The organism is Mobiluncus holmesii ATCC 35242, from assembly GCF_000185445.1.
Lineage (GTDB): Bacteria > Actinomycetota > Actinomycetes > Actinomycetales > Actinomycetaceae > Mobiluncus > Mobiluncus curtisii.
The window spans coordinates 1410822-1432492 of the sequence record NZ_GL622346.1; the positions used below are offsets into that span (position 1 = coordinate 1410822).

Here is a 21671-nt window from a genome sequence, read left to right on the forward strand (position 1 = left end):
TGACGCCCCGACCTTGTGCGGTCTACCAGCCCCGCCAGGAAGGCAGCCGCTCCAAAAGTGCGGGGTCCCCCGCCACGGCCGCCTCGTAAACTTTCCGGTAGGACTCCCCGACGGTTTGGCTGGAAAAGGCTGCGCCGATACTGGCGGCAATAGTCTCGGCTCCAGGCGCGTCATCGGGGGTGGCAGTCAACAGTTCCGTCACCGCGTCCGCGTAGGCGGTCACGTCATGGGTGGCGATAGCCCGCCCCACAAAGTCGCGCATATACTCAGGGTGACCCCCTGCCGTGCCGACCACCACGGGACGACCGTTCAGTATCGCTTCGGCGCAAGACACAAAGAAATTATCGCCGTGAGTGGGACCAATAAACAGGTCTGCTGCCTGGAGTTCCGCCGAAACTCCGCCCTCCCCGGTATAGGGCAAAGGTCCGGTCAGTCGTAAAGGCAGACCGTGATTGGTCGCATAGTCACGCGCGGCTTCTTCCAAAGGTCCCTGACCCACCCAAGTCAGTTCCGCCCGACGCCCTCTGTGGCGCAGCTCCTCCACGACTTGTAGCGCAAAAATCGGATCCTTGCGTTCCACCAGTCCCCCGACTGAAATCAGACGCCAGGGCTCTGGGGCAGGTAGTTTCCGCGGAGTCAGGTCAGGCACCGGCTCTACGACGCAGGGCACTTCTACCGTGGGGCGATGCCGATATTGGCGGATAGGCTGGGACAGATAGGGGCAAACGGTAGTGACAATGTCCGGAAGTTTCTCCAGCCGAAAAATGACTTTTCGAGCCTGTCGTAGCAGTGGGGTCAGTGAGTCAGGGTTCGTCAGCCCGGACCAGTGCTCAGTGTGTACCCACGGCACCTGAGGGCGCGCCAAAGCTGTAGGCAACAGGGTGGACATCGCCATCGAGTGAATCACGTCGGCGTCCCCCACGGAACTGCGCAGGCGACGTGAGGCTGACACTGCCGAAAGCGGGTTGAGTGGCTGGAACGCGATTCGCAGCCCCGCGATGCCTTCGTATTGGAAACGTTGCGGGGAACCTCGGTGATCCGCGTCCAAATGAACGACTCGCACTTGGTTCCCGGCAGCGGCAATCGCATGTAAATCCTTCACCACAAAAGCACCGCTGGAGGGACGCTTCTGATGAGGAAACCAGGTAGTTACAGCCAAAACACGCACCTGACCAGTCTACACTGACCCAGACTCACGGTGATATCTAAGTATCGAGCGCCGACTGGCTTTTCCCCCTAAAATAGGGGTATGAGCAGCGCTGATTCCCCTCGAGTCCTGCACTTCAATGATTGTGCTAACGTCGGGCAGTCCCTGGTCCGCGCTGCCCGGCAGCAGGGTTGGGATTGGGATTATCTGCCGCCCGCCTTGGTGCGTCCCCAGGTCAATCCCGGATCCGGTCTGTCACGACTGGCTTGGACCCCATATTTCTTCCGTCGCTGGTCCCACCTGCGACGAACGGATGTGGTGCACGTTCACTACGCCACTTCGGTACCGCTGATTCACCAGTCTCCCCTTCCGCAGCGTCCTTACTTTCTGCACCTGCACGGGAGTGACATTCGTCGCCGCTGGAAAGAAGCACCGTACCATGACCAGGTACAGCGTGCCATCGATGAGGCTCAGGCAGTTTTTTACACAAACCTGGACACCATCGAAGAAGCCACCACCGCGCGTGGCGACGCGGAATATATGCCGGCTTTCGTCCAGACTGAGTTCCTGCCGAAGTGGCAGCTAGGGCACAATGCCCCGAAAATTATTTTTACCTCGCGCTGGGATGACGACAAAGGCATTGCAGAACAACTGCAATTCGTGAGCGAACTGCGACGGGCTTTCCCCCAGATTCCCTTGGAAGGCTTGGATTGGGGTTACGGCGCCGCAGCGGCGAAGTCTCTGGGCGTGAAGCTGCAACCAAAAATGAAACATGCGGATTACTTGCAGTGGCTTGCCGGCGGGACCCTCGCTATCGGTCAAGCCAACCGCATTCTCGCTGTCTCTGAATTTGAGGCTATGGCTATTGGTCTGCCTCTGGCGGCGCTCGGTTCCCGGATTCCCCGCCCGGATGACGGCAGCACCCCTCCTGTTATCGAAGGAGACATGGAAACCGTTATGGCAGGAATTGCTCAGGCATTGCAAGATCCTCCGGCGATGGCTGCCGCTCTGGGGGGCAAAGACTGGGTGTATAGTCACCACCAGGCTTCGCCTTATGCTGTTCGCTTGGAGAAACTCTACCGCGACGCTATCTGAGCTGACGCTGTCTGAACCAGGAACAAACAGGTTCGATTCTTTAAGCGTCGGTCGCCAGTTTAGCGCCGGCAAAAGCCGTGGTCACGTCGCTGTCCGTGCTGGCACCGCCGCCGACCCGCAGGTAACGCGCGGTGGGGAAACGCGAGGGCGTGAGGATGCCGCGGCCGTCAAAAATCACTTTCGCTCCGGGCAAGTCCGCTGCGGACAGTTCCCGATATTCAGCGTGGTCGGCCTGGAGGATGGCGGCTTCGACCGGCTCGCCCAGGTGATAAGGCTCCCAGCCAAACCCGCGCAACTCCTCGTCACTAAACATCGGGTCGTGCACCACCACATGCGCCCCGCGCTGCGAAAGCTCCGCGACAGTGGCAAACACACCGGAAAACGCGGTTTCTTTGACGCCGCCGCGATACGCCGCGCCCAGCACCACCACGGTCGCCCCGGACAGTGTCGCGCCCTGCTCGTCAAGGGCTTGTGAGAGACGTCCCACCACGTAACCCGGCATTCCCGAGTTTGCCACCCGGGCGGAGCGCACCACGGTTGCGTCAGGGTCAGTCGAGAGATACAGGCGGGGATAGACCGGGATGCAGTGCCCACCCACAGCGATGCCGGGACGGTGAATGTGGGAATACGGCTGGGAATTACAGGCGTTGATGACTTTCATCACGTCAATCCCGGCGCTATCAGCGAAACGCGCGAACTGGTTAGCCAGCCCGATGTTCACATCCCGGTAGGTTGTTTCGGCCAGTTTCGCCATTTCGGCAGCTTCGGCGCTGCCCATATCCCACACGCCGTTGGGCTGAGGCAGGTCGGGGCGCTGGTCAAAATCCAACACTGCGCGATAGAACTCGAGACCGCGCCGAGTCCCTTCCGCGCTCAGCCCGCCCACCAATTTCGGGTAACGGCGCAGGTCAGCATACACTCTCCCGGTCAACACGCGTTCGGGAGAGAACACCATCCAAAAGTCCTGGCTCTCTCGCAGACCGGAGAGTTTTTCGAGCATCGGCTGGAAACGGCGCCGAGTCGTGCCTACCGGCAGGGTCGTTTCATAGCTGACCAGTGTGCCGGCGGTGAGGTTTTCTCCCACGGAAGTCGTGGCGGCGTCCATAATCGCGAGGTCTGGCTCCCAGGTCTGGTCATTAACGAACAGTGGCACCACGATTACGACCGCGTCCGCACCGGGAATTGCCTCGGCATAGTCCGTGGTGGCGCGCAGCTGCCCGGTCGGAACCAGCTTTGTCAGGTATTCACCCAGGTGAGCCTCCCCCGGAAACGGCTCCACACCACTGTTGATGGACTCAACCGTGTGCGGATTGATGTCTACCCCCACAACCTGATGACCCTTTGACGCGTATTGGGTCGCCAGCGGCAGACCAATCTTTCCCATTCCCACAACAGCGATTTTCACGGTGTTTCCTTTCCTTCGCGACACTTTCGCGATGTCTTCTGGGCGTCTGGGCGTGAGCTCGGCGCCATCCGTCCCCGGTTGATTTTACGCCAGACGAGTCCCCCCGGAGGGCAAGAGCACCTGCGCCGTGACCGGCAACCGAGCTGACAAACCGGTTCAGGGGCGCAAATCAGCTCTGCGCAGCGTGCTCCCGCAGGACCTTCAAGACCTCTTGCGCTGCGACACCGGTTCCATAGGGGGTGGCGGTGGTTGGCTCCGGCAGAGGTCGAGTTACCGCCTGGACCAGGGAAGACGGCTCCGCCAGTTGATTCCAGCCCAGCTCAACCGTCTCTACCCACTCAGTTTGGGGTCGCACCGTGGTGGCAGGAACCCGCAGCAAGAACGCTTCCTTTTGCAGTCCGCCGGAATCGGTGACAATGTGGCGGGCTTGCAGCGCTGCCGCTACCAGCTGCGGATATGCCAGTGGTTCGTGCAAGTGAATGGCTCCACGGGTCAGGTTCACGCCCGCCGCCTCCGCTTTGGCGCGCAAGCGCGGGTGGGCTAACAGCACGACGGGGAACGGTAGGTCCGCGAGAGCCGCCACGACGGCCTCGAGACGGCTCGAATCGTCAGTATTTTCGGCTCGGTGTATGGTGGCAAGGGCGTATTGAGAGGGCGCCAAGCTGAGTTCGGCGGGGATAGGGTTCGTAATCTGCCCGGATTGCACCCGGTCGCGGATGGTGAACAACACGTCAGTCATCACGTCTCCCACCAGGACCGTGCGATTCTGCAAACCTTCCTCTGCCAGGTGGCGCATCGCGACCTGGGTGGGTGCCAGCAGTAAATCCGCGGCGTGGTCGGTGAGCACCCGGTTGATTTCTTCGGGCATGTCCCGGTTAAAGGAACGCAGCCCGGCCTCCAGGTGTGCGACCCGCTGGTGAATCTTTACCGCCGCTAATGCCCCCGCCAGTGTCGAGTTTGTGTCCCCGTAAACCAGCACCCAGTCCGGCTTGGCATCGGCAATGACCGGTTCCAACTCGACCAGCATTCGCCCGGTTTGCACCCCGTGACTGGCACTGCCCACGTTGAGATGTACGTCGGGATGCGGAATCTCCAGGTCTTGAAAAAACACTTCGGACAGCATCGGGTCGTAGTGCTGTCCGGTATGGACAATCAGGTGTTCCACTGCAGTCTGGGCACACGCCCTCGCAATCGGTGCCAGTTTCACAAACTGGGGGCGCGCCCCCACAATCGACATGATTTTCACGTCTCTAACTTACCAATCCCGGAGCATCTGTACCTAGGCATGACCCGCTGGCACCCCACGGACCTGACGCCGGAATCTAGTGACGTATCCGCGCCAAAACCACCCGTGCCGCGTTCTGACCGGTCAAACGCAACGAACGGTGCTCCTGCACCCATTTTCGCGTCTCACCAGACCGCAACCGCCCCTCTAAAACGCTGGTCAATGCCATTTTCAAAACGTCGGGGTCATAAGGCAGAGCCAAACCTAACTGGTTTTCGGTGATGTCCGCGGCGGCTGGACCCGCGCCGACGTAAATTACCGGAGTCCCGCAAGCCAGCCCTGCCAGCACCTTGGTCGGGTAGGCAAAATCGTAGCCCTGTCCAGGTTTGATACTGACCAGGCAAGCTCGCGCCTGACGCTGCCACGCCGCGGCCTGTTCCGCAGACACTTGATCAAACAGAATCCGACCCGGTTCTAGACGCGCGGCAATCTCGTGCATAGTAGCGAAAGAACTGCCCTGCCCCAGGAACAGCAGGCGGGCGCGGGGAAACTTCGGGGCAATTTCTGCAAACACCTCGGCAAAAATTTCTGCCCCCTGCCATTCCGAGGCAGTGCCGGCATAAACCAGCCAATCCGTCTGTGCGACCTCATCCGCGCTCAACCCTGCCACTGGCAGCGGGTCAGGACCTAGCTCGGTGAACACCTCGGTATCAATCCCATTTTCCACCACTGCTACCCGTCGGGCTCCCAGCTCCTGACAACGCGCTGCCACCTGGTCAGACACGGCGATGACCGTGGCGGCTCCACGCAGGGCGAAACGTTCCACCACCCGCAACTCCCGCACCACCCAGCCCGGAGCGCTCGTCTGCGCCGCATCTGACCAAATATCAGCCGCGTAATAGACGTAAGGACGGCGTTTCAAAGCTGCCAAAACTCGCAGCATCGCCCCCGTGGTCGGCGGCGGCTCGCTGACATAAACCCTGGGGCTAGGGGCGCAAAAGAGCCGGAAAAACGCGGGAATATCAAAACTCATATAGGGCAGGTAGCCGCGGATATACCCGGTTTCGTCGCGTTTAGCCTGGACTCGTTGGACGTGCAACAGGTCCCCCGCGCCGGTTTGCGTTTCGACTTGCGCCCGCGCATCGCGGTCAGTGCCGGGGGCAGGAATAGTGGTCAGCACGCTTACGGCGGCACGTTGTTCTAGCAGGGCTTTCACCAGGGCTTCGAGCCGGAACGACGCCGCGGCCGGCTCCGGAGCAAAAATCCGGGACACCACGGTGACATCAGGACGTAGACGCATAGCTCTATTCTTTCCCAGTTTTGCGTTCATAAGGGCGGATTGGTTGCATTTTTCGGTTTGTCAGGGAGCTGGTCGGGCGTGAACCTAACTTGTTTCGCTCTGCCAGCCGTGGCACAGCGAAACATTTTGCAGATTTCTGACGGTGGTCAGTAGCGCCGCGACACGCTCGGCTCGCAGCTCTACAAGTCGACCGTTTGCCCCGTGTCTCGTGACTGGACCATCGCCTCCAATACCCTAAGGGTCTGCAGCGCGTCCGTGAGCGGCACGATTCGGCTGGCGTCCCCGTTCAGGGCGGCGACAAAGTTTTCGTGCTCGACCCGCAACGGTTCGCGCTGATCCAAGGCATATTGGGTTACTTCGCCCACACTGACCCCGCGGACGTTCGCCACCTGATCCCATTCCACAGCCTTGGTACCATTCTCATAGAACGTCAAAGTAGAGTTCATCGTGTCCGCGACCAACGCGCCCTTTTCACCGGTCACGGTGGTCAGGCGCTCCTTGAAAGGACTGAACCAGTTAACGATGTGGTTCACCAGCACCCCGTTTTCCAGCACCCCGGTGGCGACCAGCAGGTCTTCATGTTCGCGCCCGGATTTGCGAGCTGTCCGGGCAGACACTGATTGATAGCGAGCACCGGCAATCCACGCGGTCAAATCCACGTCATGGGTAGCCAGGTCCTTAATGACCCCCACGTCTGAAATTCGGGCAGGGAACGGACCTTGGCGTCGCGTGGCAATCTGGAACACTTCCCCGAGCTCGCCAGCAGCAACCCGCTTTTGCAGCTCAATCAACGCCGGGTTGCAGCGCTCTACATAACCGGCGGCACCCACCAGGTTGGCTTGCTGGAAAACGGACACGATTTGTTCCCCTTCTGCAACCGTACGTGCCAGGGGCTTTTCAATGAGAGCCGGGATGCCCGCGGCAGCCAGCTGCAACGCCACCTCCAGGTGAAAAGCCGTGGGCACTGCCACGACCGCTGCCTCGATACCGGCGCCAATCAAGGCGGTCACGTCAGGCAGGACCTCAAGCTCTCCTGCCACACCGAACTTGTCCCCTGCCGGATCCGCCACGGCAACCAGAGTTTCGCCAGGGGTCTCACGGACATTGCGGACATGGTGCCTGCCCATTGAGCCGATTCCGATTACACCAACACGTATTTCTTTCATGACTTTCCTATCTGCTTCGAGTTCCGGCTAAAACGGCCCCCCGGACCGTTTCTAAACGCCTCCACACCACCACGCGACGCCCCATGCTAACGCACCGGCGCCACGCTGGAATCTAGGCACCGGCTTTCACCAGGGCGTTGACGGCGGTCACGATGCGCTCCAGGTCTTCCTGATCCAGGGAAGGGTGTACCGGCAGAGACACGACTTCGCGGGCCGCCGCTTCGGTCTGGGGCAGGTCCAACCCCGGCGCAAAGTGGCACAGGGACCCCAGCCGGTGATTGGGAATCGGGTAGTAAACGCCCGAACCAATCTGGTATTCCTCGCGCAATGCCTGGACAAACCCATCGCGGTCGGCCGTGACCCGAATAGTGTACTGGTGGAACACGTGAGACGCTTGTGGAGCAATAGCCGGGACGGTGACCCCTTGCAGATTTGCGCTCAGGAAAGCAGCGTTTTCCTGTCGTTTCGCGGTCCAGCCCGAGACCTTTTTCAGCTGCTCACGCCCGATTGCGGCATGAATATTCGTCATGCGGAGGTTAAAGCCGATGACTTCGTTCTGGTACTGCTTTTCCATGCCCTGATTGCGGTACAGACGACATTTGCGGGCATGTTCAGAGGACTCAGAAGTAATCATGCCGCCTTCACCGGAGGTCATGTTCTTGGTGGGGTACAGCGAAAACGCCCCGAAAGTCCCAAATGTCCCCACCTGTTGACCATTCCAGGTGGCTCCGTGAGCCTGGCAGGCATCCTCAAAAATCATGAGGTCGTGTTCGCGAGCAATCCGACCCAGCTCGGTCATATTAGCTGGATGTCCATAGAGGTGTACCGGCAAAATCGCCTTAGTGTTCGGTGTAACTGCCGCCTCAACCGCAGCGGGATCGAGACAGAAATGCTCCGCTTCAATGTCAGCAAACACGGGCTTTGCCCCGGTCAACGCCACCGAATTCGCCGTAGCGGCAAAGGTAAAGGACGGCACGATAACTTCGTCTCCCGCCCCGATTCCCGCTGCCAGCAGCCCACACAGCAACGCGGAGGTTCCGGCGTTGACCGCCACCGTTTCGCGCCCCGCTCCCAGCTGGGAGGCGAAAACATGCTCGAACTCGGCCACGACACTGCCCTGAGCCAGCATCCCGGTGCGCAGTACCGCATCCACTGCTTCGCGTTCTTCCGCGCCAATAATCGGCTTCGCGGCGGGGATGAATTCTTTACTCATGTTGTCTCCTTGCTTGTGTTTCTCAGCCGTACTTAGGCTTGGTCCAAAGTCAGTATTCCGTCAGTTTCGGTATAGGTCTGTCCGGTGACTGGGCACTGCCAGCACCCGGTCTTGCCCGCCACTGGTTCCAGGCGCACCCCAGCACGTCCCACCCAGCCAATCTGGCGAGCCGGAACGCCGACCACCAGGGCGTAATCAGGAACGTCACGGCTGACCACCGCACCGGAACCGACTGTCGCCCACTGCCCCACGGTAACCGGGGCGATGCACACCGCCCGAGCCCCGATGGCACAGCCATGACGCAACGTCACCCCCACGGCTTCCCAATCCGTTGCGGATTTCAAAGTACCGTCTGGGTTGATGGCTCGGGGCCACTGGTCATTGGTCAAAACCGCGGCCGGTCCGACGAACACGCCATCCTCCAGCATGGCTGGTTCATAGACTAAGGCATAGTTTTGAATCTTGCAGTTCGCACCGACTTTCACGCCGGCATCAATGTAGGCTCCACGTCCCACAATGCAGTTTTCCCCCAGCACCGCGTCTTCGCGGACCTGGGCGTAATCCCAAATCGAGCAGTCGGCACCGATTGAGGCCGACGGCGCGATTTGAGCGGTTTCAACGATACGACCCATAGCTGCCTTTCCGAGCAAATCAAACTCCTCCATCTTATCCCAACCGGGTCTTACAGAACCTGACGGAATGCGGTAAATCTCAGACATCTCCGGTTTCACAGACCTAGACTCCGCCGATAGTTCGGGCACAAAAAACGGGGGCTCAGGATGATTCCCAAGCCCCCGCTAGTCAGAACTTATTTGGAACCGGCTGGCGCAGCCGGAGCAGGGATAGTGTCCAAGGTCATGAAAACTTGTTTCATTTGCTCCGCAGACACCGCGCCCGGACCACCCAAAGCAGTGGCAGCACGCGCCTGGAGACGCACAATCTCAGCGGAAGTGGCTCCATCCAGAGAATTTCCCAGCGCATTGGGCAGCAGCAGAATCGGTCCGTCGCTGAGCACTCCTCCAGCTACGGCATCGACAGGGTTAGTGCCCGAAGCGAGATAGACATGTGCTGACCCATTGGGGAACTGATACTTGCTGATTTCACGAGCAGTCTGGTAGCGGTCCGATCCGAAAACTCGCTCGCTAGCTCGCTCGCCGGCAGCTTGCGACAACACCGCGTCGGACACTGCGCCCGGACCGCCCAAAGCTACTACTTTCGCCGGTTTAATCGCCGCAATCGTTTGGGTGACGACCGGGGGCAGCTTGCCGTTGGTGGGAACCAGGATGACCGGTCCGGCGGTCAGTGAACCAGCAGCCAACGCATCGACTCCTCGCGACATTTCCGCCAAGAAAACGGCACTGGCAGGTCGAGTTTCCGCGGCGTGACGAGCAATGAGGGCAGAAGTCTCCACTCGGTCACGACCCCCTATTCGGTCGGTATCCACTCCTGCTGCCACCGTATTCAGCACCGCGTCACTGACCGCGCCGGTACCGCCCAAAGCGACCACCTTGGTAGCTTTCGCTTCTTTCACGTATTTCGCGACCGCGGCTTGGGCATCCCGCTTGTTCAGCACCAGTACAATCGGACCATCCGTGAGTGACCCTCCTGCCAGCGCGTCAGCGGTATTCACCCCGTTGGCTACGTAAACCGTGCGTGCCCCCTGCGGGAAGGCATAACGCGCGATGGACAGGGCAGTCCCCACCCGGTCCGGTCCTGCCAAAAGCGTGGGGATACCCATGCTGGCTTGATTTTGCTGTGCTTGGCTGAGACCGGGGGGAACGATGGGGTTTCCTGGCTCAGAAACATAGTGCGCCACCATTTGCCGCAACGTCGGCAAGAATGCGTAAAAGGCGTTGCCCGGACAGGCGGTAGCCCCGACGTCACGGTGCCCGGAAACTACCGGAGCCAGAAAATCGTGTCCGTCTTTACGGATGTTGGTTCGCAGATTCAACGGGTCCAAACCGGTGGGACGCAACTTGTAAGCCACGACGCGCGCCACCGTATCTACAGCCGCGTCCGAGGGGCGGTATTCCATGTAGTTGCCCAGCACGGAAATCCCGAAAGTCGTGCTGTTTACACCATAGGCGTGCCCGCCGACGATGTTGGAGGACCAGAAGTCACCCGCACGCCCTTGCCAGGCGCGACCAAAGTTATCCACCAGCACGTTGTAGCCGATATCACCCCACTTCAGACTGATGGCGTGATAGCGATAAATGGAACGCAGGATAGCCGGAACGTCACCGGGGGAATAGTTATTTCCCGTGGCGGTATGGTGCACCACCGCTCCGCGGACCGCGCCCGCCCGGAGTCTCCATCCCATCCAAGACTCGTTCGCTCCCCAGTCGGCTCGGGAATAAACCGTGGCGGGACGCCCCGTTGCCGGGACATTGGTCCAAGCGTTTCGCGCCGGGTCGGGAGGAATGACCTGTTTACCGGCATCATTAGTTTTGTTGGGCTTTTCCTTGCCCCCATCGGGACCGGTGGCGATGCCAGGTTTCACTCCGGCAGACACAAATGCTTTCGTGTCTCCCGTTTCGACGGTCGCATAAGCGTGGTCCTCGGCTCTGGTTTGGGAATCAATCACTTCTACAGTGGGCTGCAGTTTCGCGCCCCGCGGGACTACCACCGCGATTTGTGCTTTCGCGACGTTGGTCAAAATCCAAGGTTCCGTTACGTTCAGCTTGTCGTCTTTCGTGGAATCGAATTCGTCGCCGATGGTTTGCCACTCGCTCCAGGTCCCGGCTTGCAAATAACGCCCCATTACCACCAGGGGCTGCGGACCGCGAGGTGACCACCGCGCCGCTATCAGCGCCACTGGTGCCTGCACTTTCACAGTGGAGACGAGTTTGTCTGTCGGACCAGTGTTGGCAGCAACCTCGTGGTGCGAGGACCGGAGCATCCCCCGACTGTCAAACAAAGGTACCTCGCCTCGCTGGGAAGCTTGGAAGGCTGCCGTTTTCTGGTTGAGCTCCGAGTCACCCAGAGTGTCCAGTGTTGCGTGGCTCGCAAAATTGGAGCTGACTTTATCGGTGATACCGCCGTTCCGTTCCGCTGCCACTGCCACCGCTGCCGGACTCGCCAACAGACTCAATACCACTAAAGACCACATGATGCCGCGTTTGCGCATAAGTTCCTCCCATCGGTGCTGCAATTTAGCATGACTATTTTAATCATCTCTGTCCAGAGATTTTTACAAAAAATCCAAAATTATCTCACGGTTTGATATGTTTTGATGCTTAATTTTCACACCAGCCACAATAGTAACGCAGCTGCAGCTATCCACCGCAGCTCTCTCGGTTCCAAAATACGCTTTCACTGATTTCATCCTCAAATGACACAATATAAATGTGCACGAAACAGGGAAGGACACCAGCCAAGCTGTGCCGCAGCCATCACCAAACCAGCCTGCGGCTCAAGAGGTCGCTCTAGTGATACCCATCTATAACGAGGGTCCCGTCATCGCCGAGGTCTTGCAGGAAGCCCGACAGACTTTCCCCCACCTCATTTGCGTCGATGACGGTTCCACCGACAATTCCGCTGCCCTGGCTCGCGCCGCTGGCGCCACGGTCCTGACTCACGCTATCAATCTCGGTCAAGGGGCCGCCCTACAGACCGGCATCACCTACTATTTGCAGGCGACTGACTTCCCCTATGTCGCCACCTTCGACGCCGACGGTCAGCACCTCACTTCTGACGTCACCGAAATGTGGCAACGCGCCAAAGCGGATGGCTTCGACATCATTTTTGGCTCCCGTTTCCTCTCTGACGTGCAAGAAATGGGACGAGCCAAACGCATCGTCTTAAAAACTGCCGCCTGGGCTACCGCTCGCACGACCCACATGAACCTGACCGACGCACACAACGGGTTGCGACTGCTCTCGCGCCGGGCTGCCAGCACCCTAAACCTGAAACAAAACCGCATGGCCCACGCTTCTGAAATCGTGGCGCAACTGGGCAAAAGCGGGCTGCCGTGGGCGGAAATGCCAGTCCACATCCGCTACACCGACTATTCCAAAGCCAAGGGGCAGTCCCTGTGGAACTCAATAAACATCGTCATGGATTTGCTGATGGGGGTGCGTTAACGTGGACGTTTTCACAAGTGTGGCCGGGCTGGTTCCCGTCTCGGTTCCGACATTGCTGGTTGGGGTCGCCGCCGGTCAGTGGGGTATCAAGGTCGTCCTGCTCCTAGTGGTTGGGGTGGGGCTGGTTTACGTGTCTCGGCTGCAAGGCGCCCGCAACTTGGCAATGCGACGTATCTTGGCGCTACTGTTCGCGATTTTGGCAGCCGTGGCAATCATCTATCCGCCAGTGATTTCCGCAGTCGCTACGTTCCTCGGTGTCGGCAGAGGTACCGATTTACTGCTGTATCTGCTGGTCATAGTCGTGTTGGCAACCTGGCTGGTGCAGTGGCGTTACAACATCGCGGTGCAGGCACGCCTGACTGAACTGACTCGGGCGTTGGCCCTGTCCGAGGCCCGTCACAACGACTCTAATGACGAGCCAAAACCCAATACCGCAGCCGCAGACCCCAGCTAATCAATACCAGCAACGGCAACACAGAGGGACGACCCGCATAGAGCCGATTTAAGAAAATCCGCGCCGAATCGTGATGAGCCCGCAAGGCACGCAGGTTGCGTTTCGCTCCTGCCCCCAGCGTCTTGTCCCCTGTCGTGGCGCCCTGCTCGTGTATTGCTACGGCGTTGCCCACAAACAGCGCCCCGCGTCCCAGGAAACGCCGCGCCCGCCAAGCCAAGTCCATGTCCTCAAAGTACATAAAGTATGCCGGGTCAAAGCCACCCAGTTGTTCCCAATCCGCGCGGCGCAGCAGGATACACGCCCCACTCAGCCAATCAACCGCGACCGAGTCCGTCCCGCGCCAAGATGATCCCCAATACCGGCGAGTCCACGGGTTTCCCGGCCACACTCGTCCCAGCAGCGCGTGGCCAATCCCTATAGAAATATAGGGAAAAGACCGACCGGTCGGATAGCGCGTGCCGGTTTCATCCACCAGCGCCGGACCGATGAGGGCAGCCTCAGGATGGGCTGCAGCAGCAGCAATCAGGGCATCCACAGCGCCGGGAGTCAGGCGCAAATCTGGGTTAGCGAACACCAGCCACGGCTCCGTTCCTCCGAAGTCAGAACCAAAATTGCTGCCTGCCCCGAATCCCGGATTGTTAGGCAAGGAACGGTATTCCGCCCCGAATTCTTGGCAAGCTGCCACCACCGCGGGGTCGGGAGCCTCTGAGTTATCCACCACGACGGCGTGAATCGACCGGGAAGATGCCTTCGCTAAGCTCTGCAGCAGCCCGCGAATTCCCTCCCCGCAGTGATAAGCGACCGTGACGACGCGAATAGCCGAGTCACTGTCGCCAAATGCCGGAGTCGGGTTGGTGGGGGTGGCGGACACACTCGACACGTACTTTCCTTCCCGGGCACACAAAATCTAGGAAAATCATCGGGTCTGGCACAGCCGTACCAGGAAATACCCGACACTTAAGTCTACAATGGCTTGGTGTCATCAAAGCACCACCCTATTGCCACGCACGCTGCCGCTCTGACCCGCCCGCGGCGGGGACTGCGCATTTTCAGCCTGGTGTTCATGTTCTTGGCGATTTTTAGCCTGAGTTTCGCGGGCATGGTCAACGCAGATATTTCTTCTTGGACCAAAAAAGCCAACGTAAATAAATTTCTGGACCAGAATCGTCACGAAAAGAAAAATCCACGGGACAATTTCGCCAACCGTGACCTGAACGTGATGGTAATCGGGTCTGATCATCGAGCCCAGAAAGATTACGACGAAAACGGCAGGCTGGTTACCGGAATGCGTTCCGATACCACCATGGTGGCGCATATTAGCGCGGATCGCACCCGAGTGGAGGTCATGTCGATTCCGCGTGACCTAATGGTAAAGCGACCGGCTTGTCTGCGCGCTGACGGAAAGACTGAACCCGCCAGCCCAGGTTATGTCCAGTTCAACTCCATTTTTGCGCTGCTGGGACAGGAAGAAGACGTAGCTGCCGCCACTGCCTGCACCATGAAAACAGTCGAACAGCTGACCGGGATTTTCCTAGATGAATTTGTGGTCGTTGACTTTGATGGCTTTGAAAATATGGTTGCCGCCTTGGGCGGGGTGCCGATTTGCCTGGATGAAAAGATGAAAGACAGCAAAGGCGCCATCGACTTGCCCGCCGGTTGCCACACTTTGGATCCCCAACAGGCACTCGGTTTTGCTCGAGCCCGCTACGGGGTGGGAGACGGCTCGGACATTTCCCGAATTGGTCGCCAGCAAAAGCTGGTCGGAGCCATGATGAAGGAAGCCAAGAGCCGTAACATGCTGACCGATTTGCCTTCGCTCTATGCGTTCCTCAAGGCAGGAATGAAATCCCTCACCACCTCTCAGAACTTCGGCAACGCTAAAAACCTGGGCGGATTGGCATTTTCCCTGGCTAAAATCAAACCTGATAACATCCGCTTTTACACTCTGCCGTTTGGGGAATACGCTCCGGATCGGGCACGCGTCGCCGTGGCATACAATGCCCCGAATATGTTCGATGCGTTGCGTTTAGACCAGCCGGTTCCCCCCGAGTTCCCCTACCAGGACATGAACGGGAACCTTCACCAGCCCAGCGAACAGACCGCGACATCCTCGCCTTCGCCGGATTCCGCCAGTTCCGGGGGATCCGTTCCGGCACAAGGGAGTAGCACCGGTCGCACGGGAGGGGCACCTTCGCGGGGAACGACCGCAACGAGCAGGGCAAACGGGACGAACTCTGCACACGCCGGGCAAGCCGTGGGAGGCTCCGCGAGCAGCAACTCTGCCAGCAACGTTGAAACTCCGGCGCGCGGCGCCGATACTGCCCCCAATTCAAACTCGGTGAGTACCGGCGAGGTCGGAGGAAACTCCGCGCACAATGCACCTGCCGGGGAGGCATCCGGAGACAGCAGCATGGGGCAGGTATCCGCGCAATGACCTTGCCACCGTCTTTTCCGCCAGGCAGTTCCCAGTCTCACCCTCACCCCGACAACTCTCCCCAAATTCGGCACCAGGCAGCGAATCAGCCGACTTACCCGGCTTTTCCCAGCAACCCCAACGGGACCAACCGCCCCGATTTGCGCACTGCCGTGGTGGTAGGCAGTTCCGCCACACCTGCGACGCAACACCAGGGGCTGAGCTATACGGATTTGGCGCTGCCAGCCTCCTATGCCCCCGGTTCCGCAGCGAACCACTACCCCGGCACCCCCGGCGTACGCCCCGCGGAGTCTTTCCAGCCCCAGCCCGCCCCCACAGTGCCCGGTGCGGAGTCCTATCTGTCCGCCGAGCCTCCCCGTTCCGGCGCTATCCACACTCGCAGCTGGTCCAAACGTATCTTCCTCACCCTTTTGACCCTGCTTTTAGCGCTGGTTTTGGCGTTTGTATTTTGGGGATTATTCCTGAACAATCGGGTCAATACGAATATCGGTCGCACCGACGCCCTGAGCGGGACCGCCGACACGCCCGGCACGACTTGGCTCATCGCCGGTTCGGACTCCCGCGAGGGCACTGCCGAAGCCAGCCTCGGAGTGCAAGGTCAGCGTTCCGACACCATCATTTTGGTACACCAAGCCGCCAACGGCACCGCCATGATTGTTTCCCTGCCCCGCGACTCCTATGTCGAGATTCCGGGTCACGGTCATAACAAGCTCAATGCCGCATTTTCCGAGGGAGGTCCGGCGCTGCTGGTTTCCACCGTCGAAGGCTTGACCGGACTGACCGTTGACCATTATGTGCAAATCGGTTTCAACGGGGTCTCCCAGGTCGTAGACGGGGTCGGCGGGATTAACCTGTGCTGGGACCAGACATTTTCCGACCGGGTCTCCGGGCTCAGTTGGCAAGCCGGATGTCACGACGTAGACGGGACGACCGCCCTGCTATTTGCGCGGATGCGCTACGCCGACCCACTGGGTGACATCGGGCGCACCCAACGTCAACGCCTGGTCATCAGCTCTACCCTAAAGAAAGCGCTGAGCCCGGAAGTACTGATTAATCCGGCCCGGCAAGTGGCACTGGCAGATGCGGGCGCGGCGGCGCTGACAGTTGACCGCTCCACTCAGACGATTGACATTGCTCGACTCGCGCTGGCACTGCGGAAGGCTGGGGACGCCGGTCTGCAGGGAGTGCCGCCCATTGCCTCTCTCGGTTACAACCCCGGTGGTGGTGTGGGGTCGACGGTGAAGCTGGACGAGAACCGCACCCCCGCCTTCTGGGAAGGGCTGCGTAACGGGACTCTCACCCCTGCCGACCTGACCCCGCAGTTCTAGGCTAGTTGTTTCAACCCCGCGGGTATCGCTCATTTCAGATACCCAGCAGATTACGGCTCGAGCGCTACCCCGCCGAGCGCGGGGACGAATGGCGCAATCGCCGCACCGGGCGGCAAACCGGCGGGGTAGAATGACATCATGAGCGATGCTGCAGAAACGCCCCTGGTGGGCTTGGTGATGGGTTCGGATTCCGATTGGGCGACGATGTCGGCTGCCGCGGAGGTGCTGCGCGACTTTGGAATTCCTTTCGAGGCTCGGGTGGTGTCAGCTCACCGGATGCCTATCGACATGCTGGAGTACGGGACTTCGGCGGAAAAGCGCGGTTTGCGAGTGATTATTGCCGGTGCGGGCGGGGCAGCGCACCTGCCCGGAATGCTGGCGGCAGCTACCGTGCTACCGGTCATTGGGGTGCCGGTACCGCTGAAACACTTGGAGGGCATGGATTCCCTGCTGTCCATCGTGCAAATGCCCTCCGGCGTGCCGGTCGCGACCGTTTCTATCGGCAACGCGAAGAACGCCGCCCTGCTGGCTGCCCGCATCTTGGGCGCCGGGGAAGGACCACAGGCGGAACAGATGCGCGAACGCATGTTGCAGTATCAAGCCCTGCTGCGTCAGGTAGCTATCGACAAGGGCGAAGCCTTAAAGAACGTGATGGACACGGAGGAGAACTGAGTTGACCACCTATCATCCGCCCGTGGTGGCGTGTATCGGCGCTGGTCAGCTGGCTCGAATGCTGGCTACCGAAGCCGGTGAGCTGGGATTTTGCCTGCGAGTTTTAGCTGACTCCCCCTCGGATCCGGCTGCTTTCGTGTGCCCGGAGACGGTGGTGGGTTCTGCTGATGACCCCGCAGCGTTGCGCGAACTGCTGGACGGGGCTGACGTGGTGACTTTCGAGCACGAGTTGATTCCGGACACGGTTTTCGATGTCGCCGCCGCGACTGGTGTCCCGGCTCGACCGGCTCAATCCGCACTGCTCTATGCGAAAGACAAGCTGGCGATGCGTCAGCGTTTGGGCGAGCTGGGACTACCCATGCCCGCTTGGGCCAATGGGGCAGACTTGGATGCGGTCAAGGATGTGGGTCGACGCTGCGGTTGGCCGCTGGTGGCAAAAATTAGCCACGGCGGTTATGACGGGCGCGGGGTGCGCCTGGTATCCAGTTTGGACGAGTTCAAGACCTGGCGAGAGGGCTTGGATGAGGGCATCGAATGTCTGGTCGAGCAGAGGGTTCCTTTCAGCAGCGAGCTGGCGGTAATGGCAGCACGGCGCGCTTCGGGGGAACTGCGCACCTATATCCCGATGCAAACTTGGCAGGAACAGGGACAATGTGCGGCTGTTTTGGAACCGGCTCAGATTCCGGTGGACATCATTGACCAAGCCGAGGAATTGGCGCGCCAGATTGGCGTGGAGCTCGATATTACCGGAGTCTATGCGGTTGAAATGTTCCTGGTGAAAACTCCCAATGGCAAATACCACCTGTACATCAATGAGCTGGCGATGCGTCCGCATAACTCCGGGCACTGGACCCAAGACGGGTGCGTAACTTCCCAGTTCGAACAGCATTTGCGGGCGGTCTTAGACCTGCCGTTGGGCGATACTTCCCGCACTGCCCCCTACACCGCGATGGCTAATGTCTTGGGCAGCAAACTGGAGGACCCTGCCCAAGCCGTAACGAAAGTGATGGAGAAATATCCCGAAGCCAAGATTCACCTGTATCGCAAGAGTAACCGCCCGAAGCGCAAACTTGGTCACGTCAACGTCTGTGGCACCGACCCTGACCTGGAGCTTTCCTCCGCCCGCGCGGCCGCTAACCTGCTGATGGGCAAGTAACCAGCGCCCCGACCTGGTGACCCTAAAAAGTTGTGGCGGTCCGGAATACCGAGCCGCCACTATGAAACACCCGACTAGCGCAACGACAGGTGTCGAGACAGCGAGTTGTGGGCAAACCAGTAGCCGATAATCAGCAGGGGGATCATGCTCAACGTTCCCAGCGGGAGGAATATGCCAGTCCCCTCGTTAGTCCGCGAGAGGATAGCGCCGAAAAGCAGCTTTGCCTGGGCGTCACCTGCCAAACTCGTAATGTGCAACGTCACCGGCACCAGGAAAGTAAACAGAGCCAACACCGCTTCATAAACCACATAGATGAGAATGGCGCTGATGGTCACCGCTTTGTTGGTGGACAGGTAAGCGAATCCGAAACGATTGGCTAGGGCAGAAAAGCACACCACCCACAGCACAAACTGTGCAGCTGTCAGCAGCAAGGTCACGATTATGAAGACGATGAGAACGGGAGCGCCTTGCAGGAGTTTCCCGATGGCTTCCCAGGTTGCCACGAATTTGTCTCCAAAGCTTAGCTTGGAGCCTGCCGCCCCCGCCATATGGGTAAAGATAACCCAAGTCAGCGCCAGGCAGCTCCAACAAATGCTGAGCAGAACCGCGATAAACAGCCACAGGGACTTCGTCCCCAGCACGATTTCCCCCGAAGCGGGCAAGGTGTTTGTAAAGTAGCCGCGTTGCCCGTAGGTGGTTTGGTAGTAATACTTGGAACCCGTGATAGAAATGAGGAAAGGAATGATGATTGACACCACAGCACCGATGGTGGTCCCCATTACCGACAGGAAACTTTGGTTAGTGAGGCTCAACAGCCCCGAGGCAAACACCACCGCCAAGCCAAGAACCAGATAAAGCAACAGTTGCCAGCCCATTTCCTGGGCTTCACACTTGAATAACTTAGCAAACATGGGAGTATTCCTTCCTAAAGATTTGGTCCAGGGACATACCGTAGGCTTCCCGCAGCTCATCGGCTTCGCCCTGTTTGAACAGTTTGCCCGCGTGCAGGAATACGGCTTCGTCCAGCACCGGCTCAATGTCGGTGACCAGGTGGGTGGAAATAAACAGAGTCGCTTCGGGGTTCCACCCTTTCACAATGGTGTCCAGCAGGGCTTGGCGCGCCGCCGGGTCCACTCCCGAAATCGGCTCATCCAGCAGATAGAGCCGGGCGGAACGTGACATTATCAGCGCTAGCTGCAGTTTTTCACGCATCCCTTTGCTCATATGGTTGGTGGTTTGGCGACGTTGTAGCCCCAGGAATTCCACCAGTTCCATGGCTTTTCTCGCGTCAAAGTCCGCGAAACAATCCGCGTGCCGGTTGATAGCCGCTGCTACGCTGATTGATTCGGGCAGCCAGGCGGCATCAGGCAGGAAAGAGGTCATGGCTTTGGTTTTCGCCCCAATCTCTTGACCACCAATGCGGACTTGCCCGCTGGTGGGTTCCAGTACGCCTGCCAAGATTTTTAGCAGGGTGGTCTTGCCGGAGCCATTTTCGCCCAGCAAACCGATGATTTTTCCGGCATTCAAGTTAAGGGTGAGCTGGTCCAGTGCCGGCTTTGTCACCCCGTTTACTTTGATACCCCAATAACGTTTGGTGAGGTTGGACACTTCCACTAAGGGTTGCATCTCAATCACGTCCTTTCCATTGACTATTCAACAGATCTTGGGCTTCGCTGAGGCTTAGTCCCAAAGTTTTCATGTCTGTTATGAAGTTGCGCACGGAGGTTTTCGCCAGATTCCTGCCAAGTTCCCGGACAGCCCGGATATCCTCGGTGACGAAACGCCCCAAGCCCCGGCGCGAAGCAACCAAGCCGGTACGTTCCAGCTCGGTTAACGCCTTTTGCATAGTGTTGGGATTGACCCCGTACTCGGCGGATAAATCGCGCACAGAGGGAATCTGAGAACCCCGCTCCCACGCTCCGCTGGTGATGCGCCGTGAGAAGTCGTCAAGTAACTGACGCCAAATGGGCGTTCCAGTATCAAAATCCATCAGCTTCTCCTTACCTAAACAAACGCGGTACCATGTTTGTGTACTACAACACTAATACACCATCACACAGCTGTCAAGGGGAAACTTTTTCCGGGGTAAATAGAGGGGGATTCAGCTTAGCCCCATAGAGAGGGCCAGAATATCCCCAGTTCGCCAGCCAGTTTTCGCAACAAAGGCAGAGAAATCCCGATGACATTGTGCGGATCGCCCTCGATACCGCTGATGAATGCCCCGCCCAAACCGTCAATGGTAAACGAGCCAGCGACTTCCAGTGGTTCCCCGCTAGCCACGTAGGCGCGGACCTCTGCCTCGCTGAACTGCGCAAAATGCACCACGGTAGACTCGGTGCTCCCCACTTCTGCAACCGTTTCGGCTGCCTCGCTGCGCAAACGCATCACCCAATGCCCGGTGTGCAACACCCCCGAATCTCCCGACAGGGCACGCACCCGCGCGAGAGCAACCTCCGGATCGTGCGGTTTACCCAACACTTCGCCATGAAACTCCAGCATGGAGTCACAACCCACCACCAACGTATCCGCACCCGGCGAAAGCGACGTCTCGAGTTCCCCCGCTACTGCCCGCGCTTTTGCCTGCGCCAAAGCCAAAACCTGCGCCGCGGGATCAGCCCCCTGGGCGCGCAGCTTGGTCAGCAGAGTATCCTCGTCCACGTGAGAAACCTGCACCACCGGGCACAACCCCGCCCCCTGCAACACTTTGCGTCGCGCCGGCGAAGCGGAAGCCAACACCAAGCTCACCGCAGCAGCACCCCTTACAGAATCAGATTTTTCCATGCCTCTAGCTTAATCGCGCGGGTTTGAATCACCGCAACCCAGCCAGCACCACAGACGTTCCCGCAGTTCAGCCCTGATGCACCCAGCATCCACCACCGGCGGACATCGCGCCGTTGGACGCACCGAAAATGCAGAAAACTACTGTTAAAATTAAGCGTTCCGTTGAATAGCGCAACGGGTCAAAAAAGGGTAAAGTTTTATGCGATGATGACT

The 21671-nt window shown here is 59.2% G+C and carries 20 protein-coding genes; 7 read left to right on the forward strand and 13 right to left on the reverse strand.

The annotated features are described in order from the left end of the window. Positions 1-22: 22 nt before the first annotated feature. Positions 23-1105 carry a glycosyltransferase family 4 protein gene (locus tag HMPREF0576_RS06090; RefSeq protein WP_004011148.1) on the reverse strand — a complete coding sequence of 361 codons (1083 nt, stop codon included), beginning with the start codon at positions 1103-1105 and terminating at the stop codon, positions 23-25. A 144-nt stretch (positions 1106-1249) separates the two neighbouring features. Here HMPREF0576_RS06090 and HMPREF0576_RS06095 point away from each other — a divergent pair, with 144 nt between their 5' ends. Then, positions 1250-2242 carry a glycosyltransferase family protein gene (locus tag HMPREF0576_RS06095; protein WP_004011149.1) on the forward strand — a complete coding sequence of 331 codons (993 nt, stop codon included), beginning with the start codon at positions 1250-1252 and terminating at the stop codon, positions 2240-2242. Between the two features lie 40 nt (positions 2243-2282). Here HMPREF0576_RS06095 and HMPREF0576_RS06100 read toward each other — a convergent pair whose 3' ends face one another. The 7 genes from HMPREF0576_RS06100 to HMPREF0576_RS06130 all read right to left on the reverse strand — a co-directional run bounded on the left by HMPREF0576_RS06100 (position 2283) and on the right by HMPREF0576_RS06130 (position 11678). Beyond that, on the reverse strand, positions 2283-3647 hold the full coding sequence (locus HMPREF0576_RS06100; RefSeq protein ID WP_004011150.1) for a nucleotide sugar dehydrogenase: 1365 nt from the start codon (positions 3645-3647) through the stop codon (positions 2283-2285). Positions 3648-3816: 169 nt separating this feature from the next. Then, entirely contained in the window at positions 3817-4893 is a 1077-nt protein-coding gene (wecB, locus tag HMPREF0576_RS06105; protein WP_004011151.1) for a non-hydrolyzing UDP-N-acetylglucosamine 2-epimerase, read from the reverse strand. Positions 4894-4969: 76 nt separating this feature from the next. Continuing rightward, on the reverse strand, positions 4970-6202 hold the full coding sequence (locus tag HMPREF0576_RS06110) for a glycosyltransferase (protein ID WP_004011152.1): 1233 nt from the start codon (positions 6200-6202) through the stop codon (positions 4970-4972). Positions 6203-6351: 149 nt separating this feature from the next. Beyond that, positions 6352-7338, reverse strand: coding sequence for a Gfo/Idh/MocA family protein (locus HMPREF0576_RS06115; RefSeq protein WP_004011153.1), 987 nt, complete (start codon positions 7336-7338; stop codon positions 6352-6354). A gap of 112 nt (positions 7339-7450) precedes the next feature. Further along, positions 7451-8551 carry a DegT/DnrJ/EryC1/StrS family aminotransferase gene (locus HMPREF0576_RS06120; RefSeq protein ID WP_004011154.1) on the reverse strand — a complete coding sequence of 367 codons (1101 nt, stop codon included), beginning with the start codon at positions 8549-8551 and terminating at the stop codon, positions 7451-7453. 32 nt (positions 8552-8583) lie between these two features. Then, positions 8584-9216, reverse strand: a complete 633-nt coding sequence (locus tag HMPREF0576_RS06125) for an acyltransferase (protein ID WP_004008980.1) — start codon at positions 9214-9216, stop codon at positions 8584-8586. Positions 9217-9359: 143 nt separating this feature from the next. Continuing rightward, a complete protein-coding gene (locus HMPREF0576_RS06130) occupies positions 9360-11678 on the reverse strand; it encodes a cell wall-binding repeat-containing protein (protein ID WP_004011155.1) in 2319 nt (772 codons plus the stop codon). Positions 11679-11898: 220 nt separating this feature from the next. Between HMPREF0576_RS06130 and HMPREF0576_RS06135 the strand changes: the two genes are divergently transcribed. Together HMPREF0576_RS06135 and HMPREF0576_RS06140 are read left to right on the forward strand one after the other, a co-directional pair. Then, positions 11899-12633, forward strand: a complete 735-nt coding sequence (locus tag HMPREF0576_RS06135) for a glycosyltransferase family 2 protein (protein WP_004011158.1) — start codon at positions 11899-11901, stop codon at positions 12631-12633. A 1-nt stretch (position 12634) separates the two neighbouring features. Continuing rightward, positions 12635-13087: a DUF2304 domain-containing protein gene (locus HMPREF0576_RS06140; RefSeq protein WP_004011159.1), complete on the forward strand. Its 453-nt coding sequence runs from the start codon at positions 12635-12637 to the stop codon at positions 13085-13087. Here the strand turns inward: HMPREF0576_RS06140 and HMPREF0576_RS06145 are convergent. Beyond that, positions 13041-13967 (reverse strand): glycosyltransferase family 2 protein, encoded by a 927-nt coding sequence (locus HMPREF0576_RS06145; RefSeq protein WP_004011160.1) that lies wholly within the window; start codon positions 13965-13967, stop codon positions 13041-13043. The genes HMPREF0576_RS06140 and HMPREF0576_RS06145 overlap by 47 nt on opposite strands. Positions 13968-14063: 96 nt before the next feature. Here HMPREF0576_RS06145 and HMPREF0576_RS06150 point away from each other — a divergent pair, with 96 nt between their 5' ends. The 4 genes from HMPREF0576_RS06150 (at position 14064) to HMPREF0576_RS06165 (ending at position 18677) form a co-directional block, all read left to right on the forward strand. Next, entirely contained in the window at positions 14064-15521 is a 1458-nt protein-coding gene (locus HMPREF0576_RS06150) for an LCP family protein (protein ID WP_004011161.1), read from the forward strand. Beyond that, a complete protein-coding gene (locus HMPREF0576_RS06155; protein ID WP_004011162.1) occupies positions 15518-16849 on the forward strand; it encodes an LCP family protein in 1332 nt (443 codons plus the stop codon). Before HMPREF0576_RS06150 ends, HMPREF0576_RS06155 begins: the two co-directional genes overlap by 4 nt. A 138-nt stretch (positions 16850-16987) precedes the next feature. Beyond that, positions 16988-17521 carry a 5-(carboxyamino)imidazole ribonucleotide mutase gene (purE, locus tag HMPREF0576_RS06160; protein WP_004008972.1) on the forward strand — a complete coding sequence of 178 codons (534 nt, stop codon included), beginning with the start codon at positions 16988-16990 and terminating at the stop codon, positions 17519-17521. Position 17522: 1 nt separating this feature from the next. Next, entirely contained in the window at positions 17523-18677 is a 1155-nt protein-coding gene (locus HMPREF0576_RS06165) for a 5-(carboxyamino)imidazole ribonucleotide synthase (protein ID WP_004011163.1), read from the forward strand. Between the two features lie 74 nt (positions 18678-18751). Here HMPREF0576_RS06165 and HMPREF0576_RS06170 read toward each other — a convergent pair whose 3' ends face one another. From HMPREF0576_RS06170 to HMPREF0576_RS06185, 4 genes are all read right to left on the reverse strand, one after another. After that, positions 18752-19588: a hypothetical protein gene (locus HMPREF0576_RS06170; RefSeq protein ID WP_004011164.1), complete on the reverse strand. Its 837-nt coding sequence runs from the start codon at positions 19586-19588 to the stop codon at positions 18752-18754. Further along, complete coding sequence (locus HMPREF0576_RS06175; protein WP_004011165.1) at positions 19578-20312, reverse strand: ABC transporter ATP-binding protein; 735 nt, start codon at positions 20310-20312, stop codon at positions 19578-19580. Before HMPREF0576_RS06175 ends, HMPREF0576_RS06170 begins: the two co-directional genes overlap by 11 nt. Then, the gene (locus HMPREF0576_RS06180; protein ID WP_004011166.1) at positions 20305-20667 is read right to left on the reverse strand and encodes a GntR family transcriptional regulator; all 363 of its coding nucleotides are present in this window, start codon (positions 20665-20667) and stop codon (positions 20305-20307) included. The genes HMPREF0576_RS06175 and HMPREF0576_RS06180 overlap by 8 nt, the downstream gene beginning before the upstream one ends. A 116-nt stretch (positions 20668-20783) precedes the next feature. Beyond that, positions 20784-21458, reverse strand: coding sequence for a Maf family protein (locus HMPREF0576_RS06185; RefSeq protein WP_004011167.1), 675 nt, complete (start codon positions 21456-21458; stop codon positions 20784-20786). Between the last annotated feature and the right edge of the window lie 213 nt (positions 21459-21671).

Coding starts and splice junctions, on each gene's coding strand:
- HMPREF0576_RS06095 (WP_004011149.1), top strand. CDS start 1,250: ATGAGCAGCGCTGATTCCCCTCGAGTCCTGCACTTCAATGATTGTGCT.
- HMPREF0576_RS06110 (WP_004011152.1), bottom strand. CDS start 6,202: ATGAACGCAAAACTGGGAAAGAATAGAGCTATGCGTCTACGTCCTGAT.
- HMPREF0576_RS06115 (WP_004011153.1), bottom strand. CDS start 7,338: ATGAAAGAAATACGTGTTGGTGTAATCGGAATCGGCTCAATGGGCAGG.
- HMPREF0576_RS06120 (WP_004011154.1), bottom strand. CDS start 8,551: ATGAGTAAAGAATTCATCCCCGCCGCGAAGCCGATTATTGGCGCGGAA.
- HMPREF0576_RS06125 (WP_004008980.1), bottom strand. CDS start 9,216: ATGGAGGAGTTTGATTTGCTCGGAAAGGCAGCTATGGGTCGTATCGTT.
- HMPREF0576_RS06130 (WP_004011155.1), bottom strand. CDS start 11,678: ATGCGCAAACGCGGCATCATGTGGTCTTTAGTGGTATTGAGTCTGTTG.
- HMPREF0576_RS06155 (WP_004011162.1), top strand. CDS start 15,518: ATGACCTTGCCACCGTCTTTTCCGCCAGGCAGTTCCCAGTCTCACCCT.
- purE (WP_004008972.1), top strand. CDS start 16,988: ATGAGCGATGCTGCAGAAACGCCCCTGGTGGGCTTGGTGATGGGTTCG.
- HMPREF0576_RS06170 (WP_004011164.1), bottom strand. CDS start 19,588: ATGTTTGCTAAGTTATTCAAGTGTGAAGCCCAGGAAATGGGCTGGCAA.
- HMPREF0576_RS06180 (WP_004011166.1), bottom strand. CDS start 20,667: ATGGATTTTGATACTGGAACGCCCATTTGGCGTCAGTTACTTGACGAC.
- HMPREF0576_RS06185 (WP_004011167.1), bottom strand. CDS start 21,458: ATGGAAAAATCTGATTCTGTAAGGGGTGCTGCTGCGGTGAGCTTGGTG.